The sequence below is a fragment of the Tropicibacter sp. Alg240-R139 genome (assembly GCF_900537075.1).
Classification (GTDB): Bacteria; Pseudomonadota; Alphaproteobacteria; order Rhodobacterales; family Rhodobacteraceae; genus Falsiruegeria.
This window is the reverse complement of record NZ_UNRA01000001.1, coordinates 1,230,912-1,250,262: the sequence shown is the minus strand read 5'-3', so window position 1 is coordinate 1,250,262 and position 19,351 is coordinate 1,230,912. Positions and strand designations below refer to the sequence as shown.

Annotated in this window: 19 protein-coding genes; 9 read left to right on the top strand and 10 right to left on the bottom strand. The window is 56.7% G+C overall.

The genetic code is table 11. The features are described from left to right. Nucleotides 1-71: 71 nt before the first annotated feature. The 5 genes from G6R15_RS06025 (at nt 72) to grxD (ending at nt 4,470) form a co-directional block, all read left to right on the top strand. A complete protein-coding gene (locus tag G6R15_RS06025) occupies nt 72-1,106 on the top strand; it encodes a BamA/TamA family outer membrane protein (RefSeq protein ID WP_164658885.1) in 1,035 nt (344 codons plus the stop codon). 100 nt (nt 1,107-1,206) lie between these two features. Continuing rightward, nucleotides 1,207-3,366, top strand: coding sequence for a phosphoribosylformylglycinamidine synthase subunit PurL (purL, locus tag G6R15_RS06020; protein ID WP_164659273.1), 2,160 nt, complete (start codon nt 1,207-1,209; stop codon nt 3,364-3,366). A gap of 155 nt (nt 3,367-3,521) precedes the next feature. Beyond that, entirely contained in the window at nt 3,522-3,758 is a 237-nt protein-coding gene (locus G6R15_RS06015; RefSeq protein WP_164658884.1) for a BolA/IbaG family iron-sulfur metabolism protein, read from the top strand. Between the two features lie 144 nt (nt 3,759-3,902). Beyond that, on the top strand, nt 3,903-4,091 hold the full coding sequence (locus G6R15_RS06010; protein WP_164658883.1) for a hypothetical protein: 189 nt from the start codon (nt 3,903-3,905) through the stop codon (nt 4,089-4,091). A gap of 4 nt (nt 4,092-4,095) precedes the next feature. After that, nucleotides 4,096-4,470, top strand: coding sequence for a Grx4 family monothiol glutaredoxin (grxD, locus tag G6R15_RS06005; RefSeq protein WP_164658882.1), 375 nt, complete (start codon nt 4,096-4,098; stop codon nt 4,468-4,470). An 86-nt stretch (nt 4,471-4,556) separates the two neighbouring features. Here grxD and G6R15_RS06000 read toward each other — a convergent pair whose 3' ends face one another. Both G6R15_RS06000 and G6R15_RS05995 read right to left on the bottom strand, forming a co-directional pair. After that, nucleotides 4,557-4,955 carry a cell division protein ZapA gene (locus G6R15_RS06000; RefSeq protein WP_164658881.1) on the bottom strand — a complete coding sequence of 133 codons (399 nt, stop codon included), beginning with the start codon at nt 4,953-4,955 and terminating at the stop codon, nt 4,557-4,559. Further along, nucleotides 4,955-5,755, bottom strand: coding sequence for a hypothetical protein (locus tag G6R15_RS05995; RefSeq protein WP_164658880.1), 801 nt, complete (start codon nt 5,753-5,755; stop codon nt 4,955-4,957). The genes G6R15_RS06000 and G6R15_RS05995 overlap by 1 nt, the downstream gene beginning before the upstream one ends. A gap of 257 nt (nt 5,756-6,012) precedes the next feature. Between G6R15_RS05995 and tkt the strand changes: the two genes are divergently transcribed. Beyond that, entirely contained in the window at nt 6,013-8,034 is a 2,022-nt protein-coding gene (tkt, locus tag G6R15_RS05990; RefSeq protein ID WP_164658879.1) for a transketolase, read from the top strand. A 90-nt stretch (nt 8,035-8,124) separates the two neighbouring features. On the opposite strand, the gene G6R15_RS05985 is transcribed toward tkt, so the two are convergent. The 3 genes from G6R15_RS05985 to G6R15_RS05975 all read right to left on the bottom strand — a co-directional run bounded on the left by G6R15_RS05985 (nt 8,125) and on the right by G6R15_RS05975 (nt 11,540). Further along, nucleotides 8,125-8,922 carry a thioesterase family protein gene (locus G6R15_RS05985; RefSeq protein ID WP_164658878.1) on the bottom strand — a complete coding sequence of 266 codons (798 nt, stop codon included), beginning with the start codon at nt 8,920-8,922 and terminating at the stop codon, nt 8,125-8,127. Between the two features lie 70 nt (nt 8,923-8,992). After that, complete coding sequence (locus G6R15_RS05980) at nt 8,993-10,483, bottom strand: right-handed parallel beta-helix repeat-containing protein (RefSeq protein ID WP_164658877.1); 1,491 nt, start codon at nt 10,481-10,483, stop codon at nt 8,993-8,995. A gap of 85 nt (nt 10,484-10,568) precedes the next feature. Continuing rightward, nucleotides 10,569-11,540, bottom strand: coding sequence for a DUF808 domain-containing protein (locus tag G6R15_RS05975; protein WP_164658876.1), 972 nt, complete (start codon nt 11,538-11,540; stop codon nt 10,569-10,571). A gap of 182 nt (nt 11,541-11,722) precedes the next feature. Between G6R15_RS05975 and gap the strand changes: the two genes are divergently transcribed. Together gap and G6R15_RS22705 are read left to right on the top strand one after the other, a co-directional pair. Then, the gene (gene gap / locus G6R15_RS05970; protein WP_164658875.1) at nt 11,723-12,724 is read left to right on the top strand and encodes a type I glyceraldehyde-3-phosphate dehydrogenase; all 1,002 of its coding nucleotides are present in this window, start codon (nt 11,723-11,725) and stop codon (nt 12,722-12,724) included. A gap of 73 nt (nt 12,725-12,797) precedes the next feature. Further along, nucleotides 12,798-12,941, top strand: a complete 144-nt coding sequence (locus G6R15_RS22705; RefSeq protein WP_205520470.1) for a hypothetical protein — start codon at nt 12,798-12,800, stop codon at nt 12,939-12,941. Nucleotides 12,942-12,946: 5 nt separating this feature from the next. On the opposite strand, the gene G6R15_RS05965 is transcribed toward G6R15_RS22705, so the two are convergent. The 4 genes from G6R15_RS05965 to G6R15_RS05950 all read right to left on the bottom strand — a co-directional run bounded on the left by G6R15_RS05965 (nt 12,947) and on the right by G6R15_RS05950 (nt 16,749). Beyond that, on the bottom strand, nt 12,947-14,686 hold the full coding sequence (locus G6R15_RS05965; protein WP_164658874.1) for an adenylate/guanylate cyclase domain-containing protein: 1,740 nt from the start codon (nt 14,684-14,686) through the stop codon (nt 12,947-12,949). Nucleotides 14,687-14,793: 107 nt separating this feature from the next. Further along, a complete protein-coding gene (gene coaD, locus G6R15_RS05960; protein ID WP_164658873.1) occupies nt 14,794-15,285 on the bottom strand; it encodes a pantetheine-phosphate adenylyltransferase in 492 nt (163 codons plus the stop codon). Nucleotides 15,286-15,356: 71 nt separating this feature from the next. Further along, the gene (locus G6R15_RS05955; RefSeq protein WP_164658872.1) at nt 15,357-15,791 is read right to left on the bottom strand and encodes a CBS domain-containing protein; all 435 of its coding nucleotides are present in this window, start codon (nt 15,789-15,791) and stop codon (nt 15,357-15,359) included. Between the two features lie 61 nt (nt 15,792-15,852). Beyond that, the gene (locus G6R15_RS05950; protein ID WP_164658871.1) at nt 15,853-16,749 is read right to left on the bottom strand and encodes a LysR family transcriptional regulator; all 897 of its coding nucleotides are present in this window, start codon (nt 16,747-16,749) and stop codon (nt 15,853-15,855) included. A 102-nt stretch (nt 16,750-16,851) separates the two neighbouring features. On the opposite strand from G6R15_RS05950, the gene G6R15_RS05945 reads away from it, so the two are divergent. Next, nucleotides 16,852-18,351, top strand: coding sequence for a CoA-acylating methylmalonate-semialdehyde dehydrogenase (locus tag G6R15_RS05945; protein WP_164658870.1), 1,500 nt, complete (start codon nt 16,852-16,854; stop codon nt 18,349-18,351). Nucleotides 18,352-18,405: 54 nt separating this feature from the next. Here the strand turns inward: G6R15_RS05945 and G6R15_RS05940 are convergent, their stop codons facing one another. Next, complete coding sequence (locus tag G6R15_RS05940) at nt 18,406-19,272, bottom strand: hypothetical protein (RefSeq protein WP_164658869.1); 867 nt, start codon at nt 19,270-19,272, stop codon at nt 18,406-18,408. Nucleotides 19,273-19,351: the final 79 nt, after the last annotated feature.

Here is a 19,351-nt window from a genome sequence, read left to right as displayed (position 1 = left end):
TGAAACGCACAGGTTTAGCAGCTGCACTTTGGATCTCTGTCTTGTCGGGACAGGGTCATACATCTGGGGTCATGGACTCCCAGATGGACGGGTTCGACGATGCCAAAAACGAAGAAACCATCGGTTTTCGAAATGGCTCAGTAGTCGTGGCCCCGATCCCTTTTTCCAACCCGACCATTGGCTCAGGGTTGGTTCTGGGTGCTGGGTATCTGTTCAACATTGATGAAGGGTCTGATCCCTCGCTTTTGGGCGTTGCCGCGCTGCGTTCAGACAACGGCAGCGAAGGCTATGGGCTGGCTGCAAATTTCTACTTAAACAACAACCGCTGGCAAATTGAGACGTTGTTTGCCAACGCGCAGATCAACTACGATCTTTACACTCCGGCAGCACCCTTGCCGATCAGTCAGAGCGGCATCCTTGCGCGCGCCAGCTTGTCTTACGGGTTTACACCAGATGCTTCGGCCGGGCTGTCGCTCCGTTATCTGAACACCGATATCAATCCCGCGGTCCCCGGACTTCCCCCGATCCCGCCGCCATTCAATCAGTTCCTGAACGTCGAAATTGCCAACGTTGGCTTTGTTGGGAAATGGGATACCCGCGATGATACGATCTATCCGTCAAAGGGTTTCATCGTCGAAGGCGAGGCAACCCGAGGTTATACGTTAGCTGGGTTAACTGACGACTACTCCAAAGGGTGGATCAATTTCACTCACTACATGCAGCCGTTTGCAAAAGCGGTCATTGCGGCGCGTCTTTCGACGTGCGCCGTCTCGACCTCGACGCCCTTTTTTGATCAATGTTCGTTGGGGGGCACTGATGGGTTCCGCGGCTTCTCAGCCACGCAATTTCTGGATCTTAGGTCTCTTTCGGCTCAAGTCGAATTTCGCCAACAATTTACCGAGAGACTGGGCGCTATCGCATTTGCAGGGGTGGGCATGGTTGGCCCCCAATTCAACGAGCTCAAGATCGGCGGCACACACAGTTCGTACGGCATAGGTGCCCGCTATCGTGTGTCAAAGAAGTTTCCGGTCGATTTCTCGGTTGATTATGCCCGCAACAGCGAGCGCGAAGATCAGCTCTATATTTACGTGGGTCAGCGGTTTTGACCCCCCTCCCCGCGCCATGTGCGTTCTTGACCCTTTCCACGGGCGCGCCCTTGCCCTAAAAGGCGCGCAATATCGGCCACCTTGGGGATACGGATACACGATGCAAGAGCCAGCCATCACACCCGAACTGATCGCAAACCATGGGCTCAAGCCCGAGGAATACGACATGATCCTCGAGATCATCGGGCGCGAACCGACCTTTACCGAGCTCGGCATCTTTTCGGCCATGTGGAACGAGCACTGTTCGTACAAGTCGTCCAAGAAATGGCTGCGCACGTTGCCCACCGACGGCCCCCAGGTCATCTGTGGTCCAGGTGAGAACGCCGGCATCGTAGACATCGGCGACGGCCAGGCCGTGGTGTTCAAGATGGAAAGCCACAATCACCCGTCCTACATCGAACCCTATCAAGGCGCCGCGACCGGCGTGGGCGGCATCCTGCGTGACGTCTTTACCATGGGTGCCCGTCCGATTGCGTCGATGAACGCGCTGTCGTTTGGTGAACCCGATCACCACAAGACCCGTCAACTGGTCAACGGTGTGGTCGCAGGCGTTGGCGGCTATGGTAACTGCTTTGGTGTTCCCTGTGTGGGCGGCGAGGTCCGTTTTCACCCCGCCTACAACGGCAATTGCCTGGTGAACGCATTTGCCGCTGGTCTGGCGGACACTGACAAGATTTTCTACTCTGCTGCCTCGGGCATTGGTATGCCTGTTGTCTATCTGGGCGCCAAAACCGGACGTGATGGCGTTGGCGGGGCTACCATGGCCTCGGCCGAATTTGACGACACCATCGAAGAAAAACGCCCCACCGTTCAGGTCGGCGACCCCTTTACCGAAAAGCGCCTGATGGAGGCGACGTTGGAGCTGATGCAGACCGGCGCCGTGATCTCGATCCAGGATATGGGCGCAGCGGGTCTGACTTGCTCTGCCGTAGAAATGGGCGACAAGGGCGGTCTGGGTGTGCGCCTTGATCTGGAAAACGTGCCCCAACGTGAAGAGAACATGACAGCCTATGAAATGATGCTGTCGGAATCTCAGGAACGTATGCTGATGGTTCTCAAACCCGAGCTTGAGGTCGAGGCTCGCGCCGTATTCGAGAAATGGGACCTGGATTTTGCCATCGTCGGCGAAACCGTCGCCGAAGACCGCTTTTTGATCATGCACAACGGCAAAGTGAAGGCTGATCTGGTGCTGTCGAAACTGTCGTCGACCGCCCCTGAATACGACCGCCCGTGGGAGCCCACGCCGCAGGCCGAGCCGCTGGCAGATGTGCCCCAGATCGACCCGATCGACGGTCTGCGCGCCCTGCTCGCCTCGCCCAACTATGCGGGCAAACAATGGGTCTATGAGCAGTATGACACCATGGTCATGGCCGACAGCACCCGCACGCCGGGTCTGGGCGCCGGCATGGTGCGCGTGCATGGAACCGACAAGGTGCTGGCCTTCACCTCGGATGTGACCCCGCGCTATGTGCGCGCCAACCCGGTTGAGGGCGGCAAGCAGGCTGTAGCCGAAGCCTATCGCAACCTGATCGCTGTTGGGGCAAAGCCGCTGGCCACGACCGACAACCTGAATTTCGGCAATCCCGAAAAGCCCGAAATCATGGGACAGTTCGTGGGGGCCATTCAGGGCATTGGCGCAGCTGTTGGCGCATTGGATGTGCCGATCGTTTCCGGCAATGTCTCGCTCTATAATGAAACCGACGGTCAGGCGATCCTGCCCACACCTACGATTGGTGCCGTCGGCCTGTTGACCTCGACCGACGACATCATCGGCAACGAAGTCCGCGACGGCCACATTGCCATGGTTATCGGCGTTACCGAAGGCCACCTGGGCCAATCAGCGCTGCTGGCCGAGGTGTTCAACCGCGAGGAAGGCGACGCGCCGACCGTTGATCTGGACGCTGAAAAGCGCAATGGCAACTTCGTCCGCGAAAACCGCGAGATGATCAAGGCCTGCACGGACCTTGGCGACGGTGGCCTGGCTCTGGCCGCGTTCGAACTGGCCGAGGCTGCTGGCGTCGGTGTTCATCTTGACGATGCCCCAACCGAGATCCTGTTCGGCGAAGATCAGGCGCGCTACCTGGTGGCCTGCAACTTTGACCAGGCCGAGGCGCTGATGATCGCTGCTGGTCAGGTTGGCGTTCCGGTCACCTCTGTTGGCCGCTTTATCGGAGAAAACGTCAAGATTGGCGGATCCGAAGCTCCGCTGGCGGAACTGGCAGAAGTGTACCGAAGCAGCTTCGCTGCCGCGGTTGCCTGATCAAGGGCCCTGCCTCTTTTTTCAGTCCTCACTAACGCAAGGCCCTGCGCTCCTCTCGGGTGCGGGGCTTTTCTCTGAGCTAAAACGCGCCCACTTGCGCGCCCTGACCCATCGCCCTACATTTCCCGCAAGAGCAAAACACAAGGACCCCCCTGATGCCAATGACAACCCATGAGATCGAAGAACTGCTGCGCCAATCCTTTCCGGATGCAGAGATTCAGGTCGGCGGCAACGACGGTGTTCACATGGCAGCCATGGTCGTTGACGAAAGCTTTCGCGGGAAGAACCGGATTCAACAACAACGCGCGGTTTATGCCGCTCTGAAAGGTAAAATGGATGGGCCGGACGGGGATCTGCACGCGCTTGCCCTGACCACCAAAGTGCCGGAATAACACTCTCACGGGACTCCACTCTTGTCCCAAGGACCGAAGCTCATGTCTCTCTGGAACCAACTCACTGCATTGTTTCGATCAGCTCCGCGTCGGCCCCTGGCCATGCGACAGCCAAAACTCGATGAGCGAGAATCTCCTCTAGGCATGGAAGCAACGGATCTGGACATCGTAGAATCCACGATCCGACAAAACCATTCACTGGAACGATCCAGCACCATCTTTGGCCGCAACCGAGGCAGCTTTACCGAAGCTTCTGAAAGATCGGTCCGCCAATTCAAAGACGATGAAACCTACGCCGCGGAATATCACCGGGCTTACGGGAAAAAGGACTAACCCCATGACTGAGACAACCAACCCAGCCCACGCAAAAATCGACGAAACCGTCAAAGCCAACACCGTTGTGCTGTTCATGAAAGGCACCAAGGAAATGCCGCAGTGCGGGTTTTCTTCCCGCGTGGCCGGTGTGCTGAATTACATGGGCGTTGATTTTTCCGACGTGAACGTTCTGGCTGACGATGGGCTGCGCCAGGGCATCAAGGACTATTCCGACTGGCCGACTATTCCGCAGCTTTACGTCAAAGGTGAATTTGTTGGTGGATGCGATATCATCACCGAGATGACCCTGTCCGGAGAGCTGGACACCTTGTTTGACGACAACGGTGTGGGCTACGACAAAGACGCAGCAAATAAGATCCGAGAAGCAAACGGCTGATTTCAAGCGAACTTCTTCCAAAATGAAAATGCCGGGGACCATCGTCCCCGGCATTTTTCATTATTCCTGTCGGATCAGCTGAGCAATCAGGATGCTGCTCCGCGCTCTTCGACGTCAGCTGCCAAAGCCTCGGCCCTAGCCGCCAGCTCGGCCAGAGTATCTGTCACCGATGGGGGGATGACCGCAACCTCTACTCGCTCGGGATCGGGCGCAGGGGCGTTACGCAGCTGAGACAGCTCTGCCTCACGCTCCGCCAATTGCCCCTCGACCTCTTTGATCCGATCCTCGACCGCTGCCGTTTTGTCGGCCAACATCAAACCGGCCATCAACAACATCCGCGCCTCCGGCATACGTCCAATTTGATCGGACAGGACTTGCGATTCATCATCAAGCATCTTGGCGGCAGAATGCAGATAGCTTTCTTCGCCCTCCTGACACGACACCTCGAACGAGCGGCCACCGATGTGAATTGTAACCTCGGGCATTATTCATCCTCTCCTTCGGCCAAATTGGCTTGCGCCAATAGCGGCTCAAGCCGCGACAGGATAGCTTTGGCTTCGGCCGCGTCCGTGGCCCGGCTGGCGCGCAGGGCCTCCAGCTCGGCCAGCATGGCCTGATTGATCAAGCTTGGCTCGCCTACCCCGGCCTCATTGGCCTCACGCAGGGCGGCGTTGGCCTCGCGCAGTTGGTCGTTGGCCTTGCGTAAACGTTGCAGGTCTTTGTCCAGCTGCGTCGTGACATCCGCCTGACTGACACGTTCTGCGCGCAGCATATCCAGCTCAGACTTAAGCTCGTCCAACCGCTCGGAGTTGGCCAACTCGGCCTTTAGCGCCGCAATCTCAACGTTCAGCCCGTCGATTTCTTCAGTGTTGTCTGCACTGGCACGCAGCTCTTCTAGCTCGGCACGCAGGCTTTCAACTTCGCCGGGTTCAGCGATCACCGCGTTCGCTTCGGCCTTTGCAGCTTCAGCCGCGACCAGCTTGGCTGTGGCTTCGGCCAATTCCGCCTTTAGCCTGTCAAGCTCGGCTTGCAGTTCTTCGACGGTGGGCCCCTCCGACGGTCCAGCTGCCTGCGCCTCTTCCAGTTCGGCCGCATGTTTGGCTTTGATGGATCTCAGCCGCTCTTCCAACTGAGCGTTGGCCAGCTTTTCTTCGTCCAGCGCAGACTGCAGGGCCGCATCCGCATCGGCGTTGGTGCCCATCTGGTCAACCAGCGTTTCCACCCCAGCCCCGATGCGATCCATCGCGGCGGTGATGCGGCTTTGCAATTCCTCGATCTGGCTCATGCCCCTCACCTTGCTTTGTAATTTACGTTCTCTTGCTCGTCGCATTTGCCCCAAAGGGGCTGAAACGCGAATCGGACTTGCGTGGTATCCGGCTTAGTCTAACCAAACATAACGGAAAATACCCCCCCTTTGGTTTCAGTCACTTGGGGCTCACTCCTTATGTTGCATAGCAGAGTTTCGCTCGGTTCTGCTTGATCTTTGGGGGATGGGTGGTATTGAGCGCCCAACTTGTCCGAACACCCAAAGGAAAGCTTCTCGTGGATCTGACTGCGCTGCGCACTGCGAACCCTGAACATTGGACCAAGGCCGCGGCTATTCGCGCCCTGACCCTTGATGCCATTCATGCCGCAAATTCCGGCCACTCGGGCATGCCCATGGGCATGGCAGATGTGGCGACTGTGCTGTATGAAAAGCATCTCAAATTTGATGCATCTGCCCCGAACTGGCCAGATCGCGACCGGTTCATCCTGTCTGCCGGCCACGGTTCGATGCTGCTCTATTCGCTGCTGTTTTTGACCGGCAACCCGGACATCACGTTGGATCAGATCAAGAATTTCCGCCAGATGGGCGCTGTAACTGCAGGACATCCGGAAAACTTCTTGGCGTCGGGGATCGAAACCACCACCGGCCCGCTGGGTCAGGGTATTACAAATGCCGTTGGCTTCGCCATGGCCGAAGAGGTTCAGCGCGCCCGCTACGGCAAAAAGGTCGTAGATCATTACACCTATGTCATCGCCGGTGACGGCTGCCTGATGGAAGGCGTCAGCCAAGAGGCCATTGGCCTGGCAGGCCGTCATGAGCTCGGCAAGCTGATCGTCTTGTGGGATAACAACAATATCACCATCGACGGCACCGTCGACATTGCCGACCGCACAGATCAGGTCGCGCGCTTCAAAGCGTCGGGCTGGCAAGTGATCGAGATCGACGGCCACAACCCCATCGAAATCGACGCAGCGCTCGCCAAAGCCAAGTCATCGAACAAACCTTCGATGGTCGCTTGCAAGACACATATCGCACTGGGTCACGCGGCACAGGATACCTCCAAAGGCCATGGCGCCCTGACCGACCCCGAGCAGCTTAAGGCAGCAAAGGATGCTTACGGCTGGGCACACGGCGCATTTGAGGTTCCATCGGATGTCCTGAACAGCTGGCGCGCGATTGGCTCACGCGGTGCAGCAGAACGCGTCGAATGGGAAGAGCGTTTCGCTCAGATCTCAGAACGCAAGCAGGATGAATTCCGACGTGCCTATGCGTTTGAAGCGCCCAAAAAGCTGGCTGGTGCTATCCGCTCGCTGAAAAAGCAGGTTTCCGAAGAACTGCCCAAATGGGCGACCCGCAAAAGCTCGGAAGAAGTGCTGAAGGTCGTGAACCCGATCATGACCGAAACCGTTGGCGGTTCGGCCGACTTGACCGGTTCGAACAACACCAAGACTGACGACATGGGTATCTTCCTGCCCGAGAATCGCAAGGGTCGCTACATCCACTGGGGTATCCGTGAGCACGGTATGGCCTCTGCGATGAACGGCATGGCATTGCACGGTGGCATCCGGCCTTACGGCGGCACCTTTATGTGTTTCACAGATTACGCCCGCCCCGCGATGCGCCTGGCCGCCCTGATGAAAATCCCCACGGTCTTTGTCATGACCCACGACAGCATCGGTTTGGGCGAAGACGGCCCGACCCACCAGCCGGTCGAGCATCTGGCCATCAGTCGCGCGACGCCCAACACATATGTATTCCGTCCCGCTGACACCGTTGAAACCGCAGAAGCCTGGGAGATCGCACTGAGCTCCAAGGAAACACCCTCGGTCCTTTCGCTGACCCGTCAGGGCTTGCCGACTGTGCGCACCCAACACAAAACCAAGAACCTGACAGCCCAAGGCGCTTATGTTCTGGCCGAAGCCGAAGGCAAGCGTCAGGCGATCCTGATCGCCACCGGCTCCGAGGTTGCCATCGCAATGGAAGCCAAGGCTAAGCTGGAAGCCGAAGGCATCGGCACCCGCGTCGTGTCCATGCCCTGCATGGAGCTGTTTGCGCAGCAGGACGAAGCTTATCGCAAGCGCGTTCTGCCAGCGGGCGCGGTACGCGTTGGCATCGAAGCCGCTGTGCGTGATGGCGGTTGGGATCGCTGGTTGCTTGGCGAGCGTGGCCGCGAAGCCAAGGCTGACTTTATCGGTATGTCATCCTTTGGTGCATCGGCCCCGGCAGACCAGCTGTACGAGAAATTTGGCATCACTTCTGAGGCGACAGTTGCCAAGGTCAAAGATCTGCTGGGTTAATATCCGAGAAACAGAACAAACAAAGGGCGGCCAGTCGCCGCCCTTTGTTTGCCTATTTGAAACATGCCCTCGCAAAGGGTTGTTTCCGGCTCAGACAAAAATGACTACCGACTGCATGCCGTCAACCACCAACTCTCCATCCGCGTTCCACATCCGCATGACTTGGGAGCTATAGCCATCACGGGCAACGGTCAGATCGGTTTCAATCATCCACCACCCTTCCCGACTGGTCAGATCCTCGCTTAGAAAATTGCAGATCCAGTTCATCGACGAATTCGGCCCCAGTTTTCGCGCCTTGGAGAAGACCGCAGGCGGCAACACATCCGCAAGGCTTATCAATCCTTCGGGTGTTTGCCGTACTTCTTCGTCGCGATGCTGCACCCATGCTCGGATGTATCCGCGATCAGCGCCGGAAAAAGGACGGTGCCCTTCGATCAGTTTGGCGTCAAAATTCTTGAAGAAATTGATCGGCAACGGAATATTGGGCGGCAGGAAATCTTCGACTTCATCCGGCGATGGTGCATCCGGGGCCGACAGGTCATGACTAATATGGCTCTCTTGTGCTTGCCCGAACGAAAACGTGCCTTGCGCGCAAAGCTTGTCCTCGCAGAACGCTTCGGCCTGAACCGTGATGACATTACGCCCCTGGCGCAAGATGCGGGTGGACACGGTTGGTGGGGTGGCGACAGGGCCTGTGAAATTGATCAGAACTGAGCGCAACGGCGGCAGATCAGGCATCGCACGGCGCGCCGCAGCCAGCAGCAGACCGGATGTGAACCCACCATAGGCGGTCCGCCCCTGTTTCCAGTTGTCGGTCACTGAAAAACGTAGGCCTTCGGGTGTGTCTTCTGCCGTCTTCAGGATCTCTCCGAAGGTCAGGTCGCTCATAACGTCATCTCCACAAAGTCATTGCAGCGACCTTATCGGACGAACCCGACGGGACCACTGTAACCCAGCGTCAGATGTCTTTGAGACCCAGCTCTGCGACCGGGCTGGCACCATGGGGCAAACCGGTCCGAAACGTAAGAGACTTGCCCGTTCGACGCTTGATCTTGAACGCCGTCGACGTGAATCCTTTCACGGCGTCTGTACGGTTCAACTCACCATTCCATCCCCCGAGAGGCGCGCTGAGGTTGGGCTGGAATGGGGTGACATCGAATACCGGCTCGCTGACGCTGTGACCTGAAACCCGCCCTCCTTCAGCAGTGTACTTCCGCGGGAAACAGGGCTCGTTGGTCACCATGTCGGTTACCTCCATCCCTGCGGTCCATGTCATGAACTCGAACACCTGTTGTAGCGGTGCAGGTTCGATAGGATGCTCTTTGGGATACAGCCCCATCAGCGTGTAGCGGTCGGTCCATTGTGCCGACCGGCCTTCGACCGCGTAATTTGTGCGGGCCTGGACCGAATTAAAGACGGACCACAACCCCTTGCGCGGCGCCGGTTCCATGTCGTCCGTCAGATGCGGCGGCGCCAAAAACTTGAATATCTTGCCACCCGTGTTCTTTTGCTTGGGTCGCCCACCTGGACGTTCGGTGTTCAAGAACCAATTCCCGATGATCAGATAATCGCGGATCGCTACCCCATCCAGCGACAGTGCGGCGTGGCAGTTGAAAAAGCGGTTATTGTAGACGGCCCAATCCTCGGCTCCTTTTTCGGGCTCGACCGCATTGTCGCGGATGAAAGAGAACTTGTTGTTGTAAATCCGTACATGGCGATTGCGGCTGATCCGCGGATTGCTCTTGGTGCCTTTGATGCGCTTGCGTCGAATGTCCATGCGGATCGCATTAAAGGCATGGGATACCTCACAATTCCGGATCGTCACATCACCCCTAATATCGAACGAACCAAACATGGCGCCATTGAAAAAACTGTTGTCGATATGGTCGGGCTTGGCTTTGACGTCCTTCCACGTGACCTTGCCGTCCCACATTTCAAAGTACGGGTCCTGCATCCAGTTGACCCCATCCAATGTGATCCCATTGGTGTCCCGATTGTTCGTCTGACGCGCATAGACGAAGTACCGCGAGCCCCGCCCACGGCAATTTCGGATATCAATATTTTGAGCCGAGCGGACAAAAATCGAACAGGGCCAACAGTTCTCGAAGTTCAGCCTCTCTATTCGGATATGTTCAGCGTGAAATATCTTGATAAAAGCAAAATCCCCGTCGGTGGGTTTCATACCCCCTGCCCGCCCCTGTTCGCGGGTGCGGCCTCCCTCCATCCGGGCAATGCCGTCCTTTGGGCCGCGAATGGTGATAGGTTTGTCCTTGGTGCCAGACACCGCAATGACCACGGGGGCAACATACTCACCGGGCAACAGGTCAATCACATCGCCCGGTTGCGCCTTGTTGATCACAGTTTGTAGATCAAGCGCCCAAACGTTTTCTTCGTCTTTTCTTTGCTGCTTGGTCACCCGCGTGGTTGGGGCTGCAAAAATCCGTGCCATTTTCCGAAATCCCTTTGATCGCAATATTCTGGGATTTGACAAGTGAAACCGGTGCTTGCGCAAGGAATTTGTGCAAAACTCTCCTTCAAGCCCGCTTAAAGATCGAGGATACAGCCCCCATGATCGGCGCAAGCACCTTGGTCGCCACTGGGATCAACGCAAAGCCGATCACCAATCCAAAAACTCCGTCCATGGTCGCCTTGGTGAACCATTTTACGAAACCCGCCCAAGCCTCGGGGACCAAATGACCCGCTGCATAGGCCCAATCGTGAATATGATGGCCAAGCCACCCATATCCCATTTCTTCAAGCCCATGAACGATGATTGACCCACCAACCCAGAGCATCGCGGCAGTGCCCACAATGGTCAGAAGCTTCATGAACCCCGGCATCGCGCGCACCAGACCACGACCAAGCGCGCGGGTCAGGGCAAAATTGCCGTTTTGCGCCGCGTAAAGCCCCACATCGTCCGCCTTAACGATCAAAGCAACTGCTCCATAGACCGCAATGGTGATCCCGATCCCAACCAGCGCCAGCGTCGCGGCCTGCATCCAGATGTTGCTTGGCGGTATGGCGGCCAAGGCGATAGTCATGATCTCGGCCGAAAGAATAAAGTCGGTCTTGATCGCACCAGAGGCTTTCTGCTCCTCAAGGTGGGCCGGATCACCCGGCGCGTCCTCTTTGAATACATGACTGTCATCATGGGGAACCAACAGGTGATAGATCTTCTCGGCGCCCTCAAAACACAGATAGCCGCCACCCAGCATTAACAACGGCGCTATGGCCCAAGGCGCAAAACTGCTCAGCAACAGCGCAGCGGGCAGCAGGAACAACAGTTTATTCTTGAACGATCCCTTGGCGATCTTCCAGATGACCGGCAACTCGCGAGCGGCAGAGAAGCCGTGCAAGTACTTGGGCGTGACGGCGGCATCATCAATGACGGCACCGGCCGCCTTTGTTCCAGCCTTGAGCGCTTGGGCGGCCACGTCATCAACAGACGCAGCTGCAACCTTAGCGATACCTGCCACATCATCCAACAACGCCAGAAGACCGCTCATCTCAATACCTTTCACCTTGATCTGTCGCAGCCGCACCCTAAACGATCACGCGCCTGGTGCAAGCGTTAGCGCAATCGTGCAAAGTTTGCGCTAACACGCTCAAATCGCGGCGCTTTTGGACTTTCTGCAACTGTGAATGGGGTCTATATGGCGAGGCAACTGCACATGTTCGGAGTCGCAAAATGACCATCAAGGTTGGCATCAACGGTTTTGGCCGCATCGGCCGCTGCACCCTGTCTCACATCGCCGCATCTGGCCGCGACGATATCGAAGTGATCAAGGTCAACGCGACCGGCCCCCTGGAAACCGCTGCCCACCTGATCAAATACGACAGCGTTCACGGCCGCTTTCCCGGCGATGTCACCATCGGCGACGGCACCATGAACCTGGGTCGTAGCGACATGCAAATGTTCTCGACCTACGACATGAACGAACTGGACTGGGACGGCTGCGACGTCGTTCTGGAATGCACCGGAAAATTCAACGACGGAACCAAGGCAAGCGCGCACCTCGATCGTGGTGCCAAAAAAGTGCTGCTGTCGGCGCCGGGCAAGAACGTTGACAAGACCATCGTCTTCGGCGTCAACGATGGTGAGCTGACTGCAGATGACAAGATGGTGTCGAACGGGTCGTGCACCACCAACTGTCTGGCCCCGCTGGCCAAGGTTCTGGACGAAGCCGTGGGTATTGAACATGGCATCATGACCACCATCCACGCCTATACTGGTGACCAACCGACGCTGGACCGTCGTCACAAGGACCTGTACCGCGCGCGTGCAGCAGCAATGTCGATGATCCCGACCTCGACCGGTGCCGCCAAAGCGCTTGGCGAAGTGCTTCCCAACCTCAAGGGCCGTCTTGATGGCTCTGCGATCCGGGTGCCGACACCCAACGTTTCAGCCGTGGACCTGACGTTCCGGGCGGCGCGTGAAGTGACCGCAGAAGAGGTGAACGAGGCTGCCCGCGCCGCGGCCGAAGGTGCGCTGAAGGGTGTGCTGGGGTATGAGCCTGCGCCGCTGGTGTCGACCGACTTCAATCACTCGCCCGAAAGCTCGATCTTTGCGCCCGACCAGACTCGCGTCGTTGGTGATCGCCTGGTTCGCGTGCTGGCATGGTACGACAACGAATGGGGCTTCTCGGTGCGTATGGCCGATGTGGCCGTTGCCATGGGCAAGCTGGGCTAATCAGTCCAACCTCTTGAAGCAAAACGCCCGCTCAGGTTATCTGGGCGAGTGTTTCTTATCTCTTGGGGATGACATGACCAATCAGATCGCCGTTTGGCTTGGGGTGTTCATCCTCGGAGCATTGATGCTCGACATCACCTTTTTCGGGACCGAACACATCTATTTTCTGGGCAAAAAGTTCTTCACTTTCCTCGAGTGGCTGGCCTTCTGGCGTTAAGGTCTCTACCGCCCCATGTCGGTCAAGCCGTTCAACAGATAAGTTGTCATCACCCCTCGCCCCTTAATGTCGACCTCGCCGCGCTCAACAACGTCATACCGATACGACAGACGATCCCGGGTTGCCTTGGTCAATTGGATTGCCCCGTTTTGCCCTGAGGATTCCATCCGGCTGGCCAAGTTCACAGCGTCCCCCCACAAATCATAGATGAACTTGTTCTTGCCAATGACGCCGGCCACAACAACGCCGCTGTTGATCCCGACCCTGAGAGACAGATCCAACCCTCGCTCCTGGGAAAAAGAACGGGTTGTTTCGATCATCTTCAGCGCCATGCCCGCAAGTTTGTCAGCGTGGTGCTCGTCCGGTTCAGGCAGGCCCGATACCACCATATAGGCATCACCGATGGTCTTGATCTTTTCCAACCCCAGTTGCATCGCCAGATCGTCAAAGCGGCTGAACAACCCGTTGAGCATATCGACCAGCTCGGCTGCAGGCATGGCCGCCGACATCTCGGTGAAACCGACAATATCCGCAAACAGGATCGAGACCTCGTCGTAACTCTGAGCGATCGACTTGGGGTTGGTCTTCAAACGCTCGGCAATGGGTTCAGGCAGAATGTTAAGCAACAATCCCTCGGCTCGTTCATGTTCTTCTGCCAGCTTTTGATTGCTGGTCTCCACCTGCTCCAACATCCAATTTACGGCCTGGCCAACATGTGAAAATTCATCCGACCCAGTTGCAGCTACACGCAAGCCAAGATCCTGAGTCTGCCCGATCCGGGATACGTCCTGCCCCAGCATCGCCAGACGGCGCAGAACAATCCTGTCCAGCAGAACCAGTACGGTCAGGACCAACACTGCCCCCGCAGCAGCCAATGCCATCAATAGGATGGTCAGGCTTTGCTTGCCTGCTTGATAGATCGTTCTTGGAATCGAGGCAGAGGTCAGCAGGATAGGTTGTCCATCAGGGTCGGAAAACAGGACATGTCCACGCAACATCTGGTCATCCACGTATTCAAGATATTTTAGCGGAGCTTCTGTCTCAAACGGGTGACTAACAGAGCTCTCAAGTATCTGGGTTACGATCGATTGGCTTCGTTCGGAAAACCCATCCGCGCCACGCCCTTGGAATGACATATCAAGTTGCATTCGATTGGCCAGATTGGTGCGTTTTTTCCGATCCAGGTAGCGCCCCATCAAAAGATATCCTGCCTTTGGCCCGCTGTCGTCGCTGCGCAAAATGGGTGCCGCTGATCCGAACACAACACGGTCTCCAACCTGCAAAAACCCATTCACATCCTCGGCGCCCTCTTGGCTGGCCAAAAATTGGCCACCGGGGTTGAGATAAGCGATCAAATCATCAGGTACCGCCATACGACGACCGGTCGACAAGTTGACCCCCTCGGAAAATTCCAATGACCCGGTGCGATTGACAACCACCACGAAATTCCACTGCAGATCGCTAAGCGTCAGCAGCGAGAAATTCTCCTCTGGGTAGTCCGGGCGCAGGCCGGAAACATAGTCATATGTCTGATCCCAGGATCCATAGTCGGACGTTATGAACCCCAAATCGTCAAGGTCGGTCAGGATGATACGCGAGACTCTCTCCAGATCCTGTTCGGCGCTGGAGCGTTCCAACTCGCGATAACTGGCCATCTGAATGTGGGCGACGACTTGGTATAGAACGATTGTCGAAACGGTCAGAACAACTCCGATCAGAAACAGTGTTCTGACACGAATGCTCATCAGAAATCGAACCGTGCAGTTAAGTCAAAACGCAATTCGTCAATCCCAACAGAAATACTGCGCCCAGGCTAACACGCCGGACGCAGATCACAAAACCTCATGCGTTTTTATCCCAGCCGATCAGTCAGGGCCTCGTGAACGAGGGGCGTAACAAATTTTGACACATCACCACCCAGTCGGGCAATTTCTTTGACCAATTTCGACGCGACCGCCTGATGCCGGGCTTCAGCCATCAAAAAGACAGTTTCAACCGAGTCGTCGAGCACTCGGTTCATACCGACCATTTGATATTCGTATTCGAAATCCGCGACCGCACGCAGACCGCGTACAATGATCTGAGCGCCCACATCATGGGCACAGTCGATGAGCAGGTTTTCAAACGGGTGAGCGACAATCTCGGTGTCGGTCTGCTCCGACAGTTTGGCGCATTCCGCTTCGATCATGGACACCCGCTCTTCGAGCGAGAACAACGGGCCCTTGTCGCGATTGATCGCGACCCCAATCACCAGCTTATCCACGAGCGCCGCAGCGCGGCGAATGATGTCCACATGGCCAAGAGTAATCGGGTCAAATGTTCCCGGATACAAACCAACGCGCATGATTGTCTCCACTTTGAGGCATTATTCTGCACACGCAAACACATGTGCGCAGCTGGTTCAAGAGCAGGTTTTCAATGACCCATGATCATGCCGGCAAGTGCGTCTTTTTCCATGGCAACCTCTGCCAATTGCGCCTTGACCGCATCACCTAAAGTCACGATGCCAACCAGCTTGCCGGCTTCAACCACCGGCATGTGACGAAAGCGTCCTTCGGTCATTTGAGCCAAGACATCCTGCACATTCGAATCGCTGGTACAGGTCACCAGTTCGGACGTCATGTAGGTGCTCACGGCTTGTGTCAAACAGCCGCTGCCGCTCTTGGCCAGTTCCCGCACGATGTCACGTTCGGACAAAATCCCGTTGGGTGTTTCGCCGTCATCAGAGACGACCACCGTTCCGATCCGCTTTTCAGACAGTATCTTGGCCGCATCAGCAACAGACGCTGAGGTTTTGACTGTGACCACTTCAGAACCCGATTTGGAGTTCAAAATTGCCCGAACTAACATCCCGTTGGACCTCCGCAATAATCTTTCATATTCCAAAGCGTTGCCGCAATAAGTGACGGTGTCAAGTCGCCGCTTCCAAGGTGGCCACTTCGTCGCGGAGACCCGAGACTAGCAGGTCTGCAAATCGGCTCATCCGCTCACTTCGCTGATCAGATTGATGCCGCACCAGATAGAAACTGCGTGTTAGTTCGAATTCTTCTGGCAACACTTTGCGCAAAGGTCGGTGCGACGGCATCGCAAAGGTGTGAGCAATCCCAATTCCGCCAAGCTGCACGATCATCTTGAGCTGCACCGACACTGAATTGGACGCCAGTTGTACCCTTTCAACTCCCAACTCGTTTAGATAGTCGAGCTCCGCGTCGAAGATCATGTCCGGTATGTACCCCACAAACCGTCGCCCTTTGAGATCTTCAAGGGTTTCGACCGGAGGCTCACTTGCCAACAGTCGACGAGAGGCCACGAGATTCAGTTTGTAATCGGTGATCTTCTGCACCAGCAAACGCCCCGCCGTCGGGGGGCTGACGGTAATCGCCACATCCGCCTCGCGCCGCGATAGGTTCACCACACGGGGCAGCGACACGATCTGAATATCCAGGTCCGGATTTTGTTCCGATATTCGCGCGCACACATGCGGCAACAGATAGTTCGCACACCCATCCGGGGCCCCGATGCGTATTTGCCCCTCTAACGTATCCTTGGGACCAGCCAGGGCTTCTGTGGCGGCACGCATGGCCTCTTCGGCCTGTTCCCCATGGGAAAGCAAACGCTCACCCGCGGTGCTGAGTGTGTAGCCCTGAGGAGATTTCACGAACAGAGGTGCCTCAAGCGCGGCTTCGAGGCGGGCAATGCGCCGTCCGACCGTGGCTGGATCAAGCTTAAGGATACGCCCTGCCCCCGACAAACTCTCCTCGCGTGCAACGGCGAGAAAAATCTTCATATCATCCCAATGTGGTTCCATGCCTGCCCCCTTGCGGTTTTGCAAAACCTTTTTGAAATCTTGCCTCTGTTCGGGGGAAATTTGCAAGCCTATCCTAGGTGAAATTTTTTAGGGAGATGTCCAATGCAGGAACTGACTCACTATATCAACGGCGAGCACGTAAAAGGTACGTCGGGCCGCTTTGCCGATGTATTCAACCCGGCCACCGGCGACGTTCAGGCGAAATGCCCGCTGGCCAGCACCGAAGAGATGGCGCAAGCGGTCGAAATTGCCGCAGCCGCACAGCCCGCATGGGCCGCCACCAACCCACAGCGTCGCGCGCGCGTCATGATGAAGTTCGTCGCCCTGCTAAACCGCGACATGGACAAGCTGGCCGAAGCGCTGAGCCGTGAGCACGGCAAAACACTGCCCGATGCCGCCGGTGACGTTCAGCGCGGTCTGGAAGTGGTCGAATACTGCGTCGGTGCACCCCAGATGCTGAAAGGCGAATTCACAGACAGCGCGGGCCCTGGCATCGACATGTATTCCATGCGTCAGGCTCTGGGGGTGACTGCTGGTATCACGCCGTTCAACTTCCCCGCCATGATCCCGATGTGGATGTTTGCACCTGCCATCGCTTGCGGCAACGCTTTTATCCTGAAGCCGTCCGAGCGTGATCCGTCCGTGCCGCTGATGCTGGCCGAATTGATGGAAGAGGCTGGCCTGCCCAAAGGCATCCTGCAGGTCGTCAATGGCGACAAAGAAGCGGTCGACGCGATCCTGTACAACGACACCATCCAATCGGTTGGATTCGTGGGCTCGACCCCGATTGCCGAATATATCTATGGCACCGGTTGCGCGCAGGGTAAGCGCGTTCAATGCTTTGGCGGTGCCAAGAACCACATGATCATCATGCCCGATGCCGACCTGGATCAGGCCGCTGACGCTCTGGTTGGTGCAGGTTACGGTGCAGCCGGCGAACGCTGCATGGCGATTTCGGTCGCTGTTCCTGTTGGCGAGGAAACCGCTGACCGTTTGATCGAAAAGCTGGTTCCCCGTGTCGAGGCGCTCAAAGTCGGCCCCTACACCTCTGGCAACGATGTCGACTATGGCCCTGTCGTCACCGGCGCAGCCAAGCAGAACATCCTGAACCTGGTGCAGTCCGGCATTGATCAAGGTGCCAAGCTGGTCGTGGATGGTCGTGACTTCAGCCTGCAAGGTTACGAAGACGGGTTCTTTGTCGGCGCACATCTGTTCGACAACGTGACCCCCGACATGGATATCTACAAGAAAGAGATCTTTGGCCCGGTTCTGTCGACCGTGCGCGCGCAGACCTACGAGGAAGCCATCGGCCTGGCCATGGATCACGAATACGGCAACGGTACAGCAATCTATACCCGCGATGGCGACACCGCCCGTGATTTTGCCAACCGCATCAATATCGGCATGGTTGGCGTGAACGTTCCGATCCCGGTTCCGCTGGCCTATCACACCTTTGGTGGCTGGAAGAAATCGGCCTTTGGTGACCTGAATCAGCACGGCCCGGACGCGTTCAAATTCTATACGCGTACCAAGACGATCACCGCACGCTGGCCGTCGGGAATTAAAGAAGGCGGTGAGTTCTCTATCCCCGTCATGGAATAATCAGACCTGATCTGACTGATCGCGCCCCGACCTATTGGCCGGGGCGTTTTTCGTTCAGGCCACAGGGCCGATGTTCATTGCGTTGCGCAAGATCGTTGCAGCAGGGCGATAAAAATGCCGATCGGTCCAATACCCATTGTGAGAGGCCGGATTCCAAAACTCCAACGCGCCGCCACTGTCGATCCATCGGTCGTCCAACTGGCCAGAGTTCGCCATGGCCTGATACCCGGGTGAAGTTCCGGCCAGGGGCATGCCAAGTGCATCGTCTTTGTCATTCATATTCACCCACCAGGGATGCAACCGCTTCGAGCCGGGGATATTTGTACCAGGATAGTTGATCGGTCGAATGTCGTCGGGATTGTAGGCAAAAGAGAACACCGGGATATTGCACCCAAAGGTGACAAAGCCTGCTGCTGTCTTGAGCTTTTGGAAATCCGAACTGGCGGGAACTTCGGGGTCGCCTTTCATCATGTCGTAGATGTAGTTCGACATGATGTGCCCACCTAACGAGTGTGCAAAGATCACAAGCGGCGTATTCCCACCCGTAATCTCTTCGAGGCGGGCAATGGTCTGATGCACTCGGGCGTGAATTCGGTGATATATCTGGTCACGCGTATCGTCCTTGTTGCGCCGATACGACGCAGCATCCGCCAGGTTATGCATCACGAAACGGCGGGTCTTCATCCACCGCGCGCCCTTGGCGCCCAGATTGTCCTTGATGAAATCCTCTTGCCTGGACTGCAGGATGTCGGCCCAAAAGATTTCACGCCAGCCGACACGTTGAAAGAACTGAGCGCCTAACTGCTCTTTCAGACGCCTATACAACCCAGCAGAAAAACTGATTTCGTCGACACCTTGGGTTTTCTTGCCCTGACTTCCCATTCCGTGAATGACTGCAACTGCAATTTTATTTGATGCCATAATTATCTCCTTGAAAATACAGGCAGTCTAACACACCCGACGCCAATTAGCATCGGCGCATTCTTGCCATGTAGGTCCA

Bases quoted from the DNA above. Each gene is read 5' to 3' on its own strand.
- G6R15_RS06000 (WP_164658881.1), bottom strand. From the start codon at position 4,955: ATGCCCGAGGTTACAATTCACATCGGTGGCCGCTCGTTCGAGGTGTCG.
- G6R15_RS06015 (WP_164658884.1), top strand. From the start codon at position 3,522: ATGCCAATGACAACCCATGAGATCGAAGAACTGCTGCGCCAATCCTTT.
- coaD (WP_164658873.1), bottom strand. From the start codon at position 15,285: ATGCGCGTTGGTTTGTATCCGGGAACATTTGACCCGATTACTCTTGGC.
- G6R15_RS05945 (WP_164658870.1), top strand. From the start codon at position 16,852: ATGCAGGAACTGACTCACTATATCAACGGCGAGCACGTAAAAGGTACG.
- G6R15_RS05940 (WP_164658869.1), bottom strand. From the start codon at position 19,272: ATGGCATCAAATAAAATTGCAGTTGCAGTCATTCACGGAATGGGAAGT.
- G6R15_RS05985 (WP_164658878.1), bottom strand. From the start codon at position 8,922: ATGAGCGACCTGACCTTCGGAGAGATCCTGAAGACGGCAGAAGACACA.
- G6R15_RS05995 (WP_164658880.1), bottom strand. From the start codon at position 5,755: ATGAGCCAGATCGAGGAATTGCAAAGCCGCATCACCGCCGCGATGGAT.
- G6R15_RS05965 (WP_164658874.1), bottom strand. From the start codon at position 14,686: ATGAGCATTCGTGTCAGAACACTGTTTCTGATCGGAGTTGTTCTGACC.
- G6R15_RS06025 (WP_164658885.1), top strand. From the start codon at position 72: ATGGACTCCCAGATGGACGGGTTCGACGATGCCAAAAACGAAGAAACC.
- purL (WP_164659273.1), top strand. From the start codon at position 1,207: ATGCAAGAGCCAGCCATCACACCCGAACTGATCGCAAACCATGGGCTC.
- G6R15_RS05955 (WP_164658872.1), bottom strand. From the start codon at position 15,791: ATGTTAGTTCGGGCAATTTTGAACTCCAAATCGGGTTCTGAAGTGGTC.
- G6R15_RS22705 (WP_205520470.1), top strand. From the start codon at position 12,798: ATGACCAATCAGATCGCCGTTTGGCTTGGGGTGTTCATCCTCGGAGCA.
- G6R15_RS05975 (WP_164658876.1), bottom strand. From the start codon at position 11,540: ATGAGCGGTCTTCTGGCGTTGTTGGATGATGTGGCAGGTATCGCTAAG.
- gap (WP_164658875.1), top strand. From the start codon at position 11,723: ATGACCATCAAGGTTGGCATCAACGGTTTTGGCCGCATCGGCCGCTGC.
- grxD (WP_164658882.1), top strand. From the start codon at position 4,096: ATGACTGAGACAACCAACCCAGCCCACGCAAAAATCGACGAAACCGTC.
- G6R15_RS05980 (WP_164658877.1), bottom strand. From the start codon at position 10,483: ATGGCACGGATTTTTGCAGCCCCAACCACGCGGGTGACCAAGCAGCAA.
- G6R15_RS05950 (WP_164658871.1), bottom strand. From the start codon at position 16,749: ATGGAACCACATTGGGATGATATGAAGATTTTTCTCGCCGTTGCACGC.
- G6R15_RS06010 (WP_164658883.1), top strand. From the start codon at position 3,903: ATGGAAGCAACGGATCTGGACATCGTAGAATCCACGATCCGACAAAAC.